This is a genomic window from Mesorhizobium sp. M0074 (assembly GCF_040322975.1).
Taxonomy (GTDB): domain Bacteria; phylum Pseudomonadota; class Alphaproteobacteria; order Rhizobiales; family Rhizobiaceae; genus Mesorhizobium.
In genome coordinates this window covers 20,929-27,707 of sequence record NZ_JAMYUM010000040.1, presented here as the reverse complement: position 1 = coordinate 27,707, position 6,779 = coordinate 20,929, and the positions used below count along the sequence as shown (strand labels likewise).

5 protein-coding genes are annotated in these 6,779 nt (G+C 59.4%); all 5 read right to left on the bottom strand.

From position 1 onward, the window contains the following. Window positions 1-354: 354 nt before the first annotated feature. The 5 genes from NKJ73_RS32415 to NKJ73_RS32395 all read right to left on the bottom strand — a co-directional run bounded on the left by NKJ73_RS32415 (window position 355) and on the right by NKJ73_RS32395 (window position 6,777). On the bottom strand, window positions 355-1,899 hold the full coding sequence (locus NKJ73_RS32415; protein ID WP_352572430.1) for a fumarate hydratase: 1,545 nt from the start codon (window positions 1,897-1,899) through the stop codon (window positions 355-357). Between the two features lie 6 nt (window positions 1,900-1,905). Continuing rightward, on the bottom strand, window positions 1,906-3,339 hold the full coding sequence (locus NKJ73_RS32410; protein WP_352572435.1) for an NAD-dependent succinate-semialdehyde dehydrogenase: 1,434 nt from the start codon (window positions 3,337-3,339) through the stop codon (window positions 1,906-1,908). A gap of 200 nt (window positions 3,340-3,539) precedes the next feature. Beyond that, window positions 3,540-4,466 carry a LysR family transcriptional regulator gene (locus NKJ73_RS32405; RefSeq protein ID WP_352572433.1) on the bottom strand — a complete coding sequence of 309 codons (927 nt, stop codon included), beginning with the start codon at window positions 4,464-4,466 and terminating at the stop codon, window positions 3,540-3,542. Window positions 4,467-4,592: 126 nt separating this feature from the next. Next, on the bottom strand, window positions 4,593-5,495 hold the full coding sequence (locus NKJ73_RS32400) for an HpcH/HpaI aldolase/citrate lyase family protein (RefSeq protein WP_352572428.1): 903 nt from the start codon (window positions 5,493-5,495) through the stop codon (window positions 4,593-4,595). A 130-nt stretch (window positions 5,496-5,625) separates the two neighbouring features. Further along, window positions 5,626-6,777, bottom strand: coding sequence for a CaiB/BaiF CoA transferase family protein (locus tag NKJ73_RS32395; protein ID WP_352572426.1), 1,152 nt, complete (start codon window positions 6,775-6,777; stop codon window positions 5,626-5,628). Window positions 6,778-6,779 lie beyond the last annotated feature (2 nt).

The following is a 6,779-nucleotide window of genomic DNA, read 5'->3' as shown; positions in this document are numbered from 1 at the left end:
TCACCACCGTGCCATGGCCGCTCGCCCCTCAGAGCAGGCGCCGTTCTCTCTCCAAAACTTTTTGCAGAACCTCCAGCACACTATCGCGGCGGGCCTTCTCGAATATGAATGGCGAATCTTTTTGGTATCTCCGGTGCTTGCCCCGATTGGCACCCCTAGACAGCACCCTAAGCGTCGATCGTAAGGACGGCAGGTCGATGCAGTCTTTACACTGAGCGTTTGGCATCGAGAGCGACTTGAAAGCCTTTCTTGTCTGGCTCGCCGAGGAGCTGAAACCACAAATGGCCGCCTGTGTCACCGATACGGCCCAAAATCCGAGGCGGGAGTCTGGCCGGATTCGGGCAGCCAGCGAACTCAAACGCCGATGCTGCGGGCGATGCTGTCGGCCGCCATGCGCTTACGCCACTCAAGCGGCCCGGAATTATGAATGGAGTTTCCCTCAATATCGACAGCCATGATGACCGGCATGTCCTGCACCTCAAATTCATAGATGGCTTCCATGCCTAGGTCTTCAAAGGCAACGAGCCGCGCCGCCTTGATCGATTTTGAAATCAGGTACGCAGCGCCACCCACTGCGATGAGATAGGGCGCCTTGTGTCTGACAATCGACTCGATGGTCGCCGGTCCCCTCTCCGCTTTACCGACCATCGCATATAACCCGGTCTCGGCGAGCATCTTTTCAGTAAAACCGTCCATGCGGCTGGAGGTAGTCGGGCCAGCCGGCCCGACGACCTCATCCCTCACCGCGCGGACTGGTCCGACGTAGTAGATCACGCGTCCCCGTAGATCGACCGGGAGCGGCTCGCCGGCATCGATCAGATCGACCATTCGCCGGTGGGCGGCGTCACGGCCTGTCAGCATCTTTCCGGACAAAAGAAGGGTTTCCCCGCAGCGCCACGATGCCGCCTCATGCTTCGTGAGCGCATCGAGATTGACCCGACGGACGCCGGTTGTGTGCAAGTCCTCATGACCGATCTGGGGCCATTCGGAAAGGTCGGGCGGTTGGAGCTGTACCGGTCCTGTGCCGTCCAAGATAAACTTCAGGTGCCGGTTGGCGGCGCATTGCGGAATGAGCGCCACAGGCTTCGACGCGGCGTGGGTAGGATATGTTGCAACCTTGACATCAACGACTGTCGTCAGCCCACCAAGGCCTTGAGCGCCGATCCCCAGCGCGTTAATCCGCTCATAAAGCTCAACCCGCAGTGCCTCCTCCGCGTTTGACGGCCCCCTGGCGATCAGTTCCGACATGTCGATGGGCTCGTTCATGGCCTCCTTGGCCAGCAACATCGCCTTTTCAGCGCTGCCACCGATGCCGACCGAGATCAGGCCGGGCGGGCACCATCCGCTGCCAAGGGTCGAAACGGTGTCGACCACCCAGTCGGCAACAGACGCGCTAGGCGTCAAGATGGTGAAACGCGCCTTGTTTTCGGACCCGCCCCCTTTTGCTGCGATGGTGATCTCAATGTGGTTGCCGGGCACGAGGTCGACGTGGACGACTGCCGGCGTGTTGTCGCGCGTGTTCACCCGCCCGGCAAGCGGATCCGAGACGATCGATGGTCGAAGGGGATTGTGGGGGTCGAGATATGCTTGGCGGACGCCCTCATTTACGAGGTCGGCGAAACTGGCCGCTGATTTGACGCGGACGCCCATGCCGACCTTTGCAAAGACCACCACAAGACCGGTGTCCTGGCAGATCGGGCGCCGTCCGAAGGCCGCCATGCGGGAGTTCAGCAAAATCTGCCCGATGGCGTTCTTAGCCGCCGGGCTCTGTTCGCGCGCGTATGCCTGCGAAAGGTACCGGATGTAGTCAAGGGGATGGAAGTACGAGATGTACTGAAGGGCGTCGGCGACGCTCTCTATAATATCCTTGCCGGCAATGGTCCGTGTTTTGCTATCCACGAAATCTCATCCTAATGACCCGAACCCGTTGACCAGTTTCAGGTTCTGAAAGCTCCGAAAACCTTGCTCGCCGCCTTCATATCCATAGCCGCTCTGTTTGACGCCCCCATATGGCGCATCTGCGGAAACGCCTTTTAGGTAGTTTACACTGAGAGCGCCTGCCGAAAGACCGCCGATCAGCGCCCGTTTGGTATCGGCGGCGCAGGTGAAGAAGTAGGCGGCCAAGCCATACTCGGTGGCGTTGGCTTCTTCGATCGCCTCCTCGATCGTGTCGAATGGCGCTACGGTGAGGATCGGCCCGAACGGCTCGTCATGAAGCATTTTCGCATCCTTTGGCACCCCTGTCAGGACGGTTGGCGGCCAGTAAAAACCCGGTTGGTCGAGGCGGGTGCCACCGGTTTCGATGGTGGCGCCGCGATCGACCGCGTCCTTGACCAGACGCTGCATGGCCTCGATTCGTCGCGCGTTTGCCATTGGACCCATCTCTGTCGCAGGGTCGTCCGGCGGACCGATCTTGATCTTGCGGGCGGCTTCCGTCATCAGCGATAGGAATTCCTCATAGAGAGACCGCGCGACGAGGATCCTGCTGGGCGCATTGCAGCTTTGACCCGCGCACTCGAACTTGTATTCCGAAATTGCCGGTATAGCTTTTGCCAGGTCGGCATCCTTGCATACAATGACCGGGGAGTGCCCACCGAGCTCGAGGATGCATCGCTGCAAGTTATTCGCGGCGAGCTTGGCGAGCTGTTTTCCAACCTCGGTAGAGCCCGTGAAAGTTAGGACCTTGACGATCGGCGAGTTGAGGAGATGCCGCGATATTTGCACCGGAACGCCAAAGACGAGATTGACCACGCCGTCCGGAATACCCGCTTGTCGTAAGGCTTCGACGAAATGGACAGCCGCGCTTGGTGTCTCTTCAGCCCCTTTGAGGATCACCGGGCAGCCTGCCGCCAAAGCTGGGGCGAGCTTGCGGGCGATGAGAACGGCGGGATAGTTCCAAGGCGTAAAGGCAGCAACGACGCCAAGGGGCTCTGGGACGATCATCCGGTTCGGGCCCATCGGAATAGAGGCCGACAGCTGTTCGGCGTGCGTGCCGTTCCACTCCAGTGTTTCGACAGCGCGCGCGTACTCGCCTGTCGCTTCGGCAATCGTCTTTCCCTGTTCGGTCGACAAATCCTTCGCTGCGTCTCCCACCTTCGTGGTCAGGATCCTGGCGGCCGCCACAAGGATCTCGCCGCGCTCTTTTGCAGGCCGTGAGGACCAAGCCTTGCGGCTGCGCTCTGCCGAAGCGAGCGCCTCATCCAGATCCGCCACCGTCGCCGCCGCCACCGAGCCACATACCTTCTCTGTCGCCGGATTGATTACTGGCAGAGTGGTTCCGTCACTACCGTGTCGCCAACTGCCGTTGATGAAAAGCTGATAGCTCATGGCGTTGGACATCGCATGCTCCACTTGAGTGAATTTGCCAAGTGCGAGAACGGCCGATATGCGGACCATGGGCTCGCTTCTCTGCAATTTCATCGCGATCGCGCGGTGGGTCAAATATGGAATATCGCCCAAAACCATCTGGCATCCAGATTGGCACGGCTCATGCAGCCGCGGAGGAGCGGTAACACCTGGACTTGATTTGAAGGATGTGCCTAAGCGCGGTCCGGAGCCGTGGCTGACCAGTGCCTGCTCTCGATCAATGTCCGGACGACCTTGGGGATCAGTTTGCGGACCGCAGAGACGGCTGGAGAGCGCTCATCTTTCGGGTTGACGGCAACCACAACGGAACGGGTAATCACTGGATCAATGATTTTGACCGTTCGGACCTGTCCCTGAGAGGCTTCTTTCTGAATGGCCGACGGGGTAAGGATGGAATACGCCTTTCCTTCCATGACCATACTGATGATCGTAGAAAGGGAGTCGACTTCGAATCTGACGTCCAGAACACAACCGTGTTGGGCAACGACATCAGCCACCGAACGCCTGACGTTGTTGTTGCGCATGGGAACCGCCAGCGGAAATGCGTGCAGATCGGCCAGCCGTATTGAATCTTCTAAAGGCGGTTGACCAGGCGGCACCACCAGGCAAAACTCTTCGCGGGCCAGCACCGTCATTTGCCCGACGCTCTCGGCAGTGCGGTACAGGACAGCCAGATTGAAACGGCCAGCAGCCATCCACTCCTCTAGCGGTCCCGTCATGCCCTCGATCATCTTAAGCGAAATCCTCGGCAATTCGCTTCTTACTGACTCAAGTAGGGGACCACTAAGGACGCGAGCGGCTCCGGACGGAATGCCAATGGTCACCTCTCCCGAAGGAGCAGCCACCGAGTTGGTAAGTTCCGCCTCAGTCAGCTGAATTTCCTTCAGGATGATCCGCGCGCGCTCAAGCAGCTTGTCTCCCGACGCCGTGACGCTGACACCGGTCCGATCGCGAACCAGCAGCTGGGTGCCGAATCCTTCCTCCAGTTGACGCACATGCAGGCTCAGAGCGCTTTGAGCAACGTTGAGGGTCGCAGCTGCCTTCGTGAAACTGCCGGCTTCGACGACGCCCACAAAGTATCTTAATTGCCTTATGTCCACGATGAACAAATCCAACCGGAGCATGATCCCCAGTGCTTTCATATCTATCTCGAAACGAGATGGCAGGCAAGTCACAAAACCGTCGCACCAGTTCGAAAAAAGCCTGTCCGGCAGCTGAGTGGAGGCTCAGTTATTGCTGGCGAGAGCCAGGACCTCCTGGGCGCGCCGCACCACTGGCGGATCAACCATCTTACCATTTAACGAGAATGCTGACAGTCCGCGGGAGGCGGCATTGTTCTCCGCCGCGACGACATTGCGGGCCCACTCGACTTCCTGAGCGCTTGGCGAGAAAGCCTCATTGAATACTGCGACCTGTGTCGGATGGATCGCCAAAGCTCCCGCAAAGCCAAGCCGCCGCGCATGCGCCGCGGCTTCACGAAGCCTATGAGTGTCCGAGAACTCGCCGATGCTTCCTATGAAGCCTAGCGGGAGCAACCCGGCCGCACGGGCGGCAAATAGAACAGAAAGGTTCGGTGTCAAGAGAAGGTCGAATTCCGGGGCGCCGCCAACAGCAGCACTGAAGTCTTCAGGACCAAGCGCCATTGCGACCATTCTTGGATGCGCCGACGCAATGGCCGCGAGTCTTTGCAAGGCGCCCGGCGTCTCGATCTGGGCGAGGAACCGAATGCGTCCCAGTGGAAGATTTCTTTCTCGTTCAAGGTCTGAAACCGTATTCGCGATCTCTAAAACCCACTCTGCCGAATCCGTCTTCGGAAGAACCAGTGCGCCAACACCTTCCATCACGGCTGCATCGAGATCGGCCGCCAAGGCGCGCAACCCACGATTCACGCGGACCAAAACAGATGCGCCCTTGCGCGCCACCTTTGTCACGGATTCGGGAAGCTGCCGCCGTGCCTCGCCCTTCTGATCCTGGGGAACGGAATCCTCCAAGTCGAGAATGACGCCATCTGCACCCCGCTCATGGGCCGTCTCCACAAAGCCTGGAACGTGAGCGGGAACGAAGAGCAGGGATCTCCAGCGTGGTACAGACATCTCGCTTTCAACGGCCGCAAACGCGTCCTTGATCATGGAGTTGCCTCTGCGGTCGATTTTAGCGAGGGCGGTGGCAGTAGCTCGCTGGCGGCCGATGCGCTGAGATGACCCGAAGTATGCGAGCTCTCTATCGCGAGCGCGCTCACCTTACCGACCAGACGCGCGCTCACGCTGACGCGGCTCTCTCGCGCAAACGCCCCAGAACCTCCTCGCGGACAGTCTTGGTATGAGCACCAAGAGCCGGAACTGGGCGCAGCGAGGGGTGCTCAGAGTTGAAGATCGCCGCCGGCGCTATCGTGTCTACAACTCCTTCAGGTGTGCCAACCTCAACCCGCCGAACGTGTGGATGTTTTGAAACATCGGCCACTTCATTCAGTCGCCCATACGCCAGACCGGCTGCCTCAAGCTCCTGCATGGCTTCGTGGCAGGACAGTTCAGAAAACCGCCGTTCAAGGATCTCATCAAGTTGCGCACGGTGACGGAGGCGCTCCATATTATCAGCGAAACCAGGTGCGCGTGTGAGCTCCGGCTGCCTTAGGAACTTCTTGCAGAAATTTACCCATTCGCGGTCATTTTGAACCGAAAAGATGACCTCTTTGCCATCAGCACAAAGATAGGCGCCATAGGGCGCCAGCGACGGGTGTTTCACGCCGGCGCGTACCGTGTGATAGCCGCTGTAGTCGTTTTGCAGAACCGGAACATTCATCCAGTCGGCGACGGCATCGAACAGTGACACCTGGATGCTGGAGCCTTCGCCGGTGACCTCGCGGTGATAGAGGGCCTGAAGAATGGCGCTATGCGCGGTCATGCCTGCCGAGATGTCGCAAACCGAGACCCCTACGCGCGCGGGCCCTTGTTGGTTGCCGGTGATAGCGCATAGACCTGTTTCAGCTTGGATGACGAGATCGTAAGCCTTCAGGTGGGAAAACGGCCCCGCCTCCCCGAAACCGGAGATGTCGCAGGTGATCAGCCGCGGAAAGCGTCGGCGGAGGTCGGCAGACCCAAATCCCAGTTTTTCGATGCTGCCCGGCTTCAGATTCTGGATAAAGACGTCAGCAGCGGCAATGACCATGTTCAGGACCTCGCGGTCTGCCTCTGACCTCAGGTCCAGACAAACCGACTCCTTGCCCCGATTGAGCCAGACAAAGTAGGCGCTTTGCCCCCGCACCAACTTGTCGTAGCTTCGGGCAAAGTCCCCTTCCGGCCTCTCGATCTTAATAACCCGGGCGCCGGCGTCCGCAAGGCGAGATGACGCATAAGGCGCGGCCACAGCCTGCTCCACTGCAACGACGGTGATCCCCTCAAGGCAATTCTGCATGG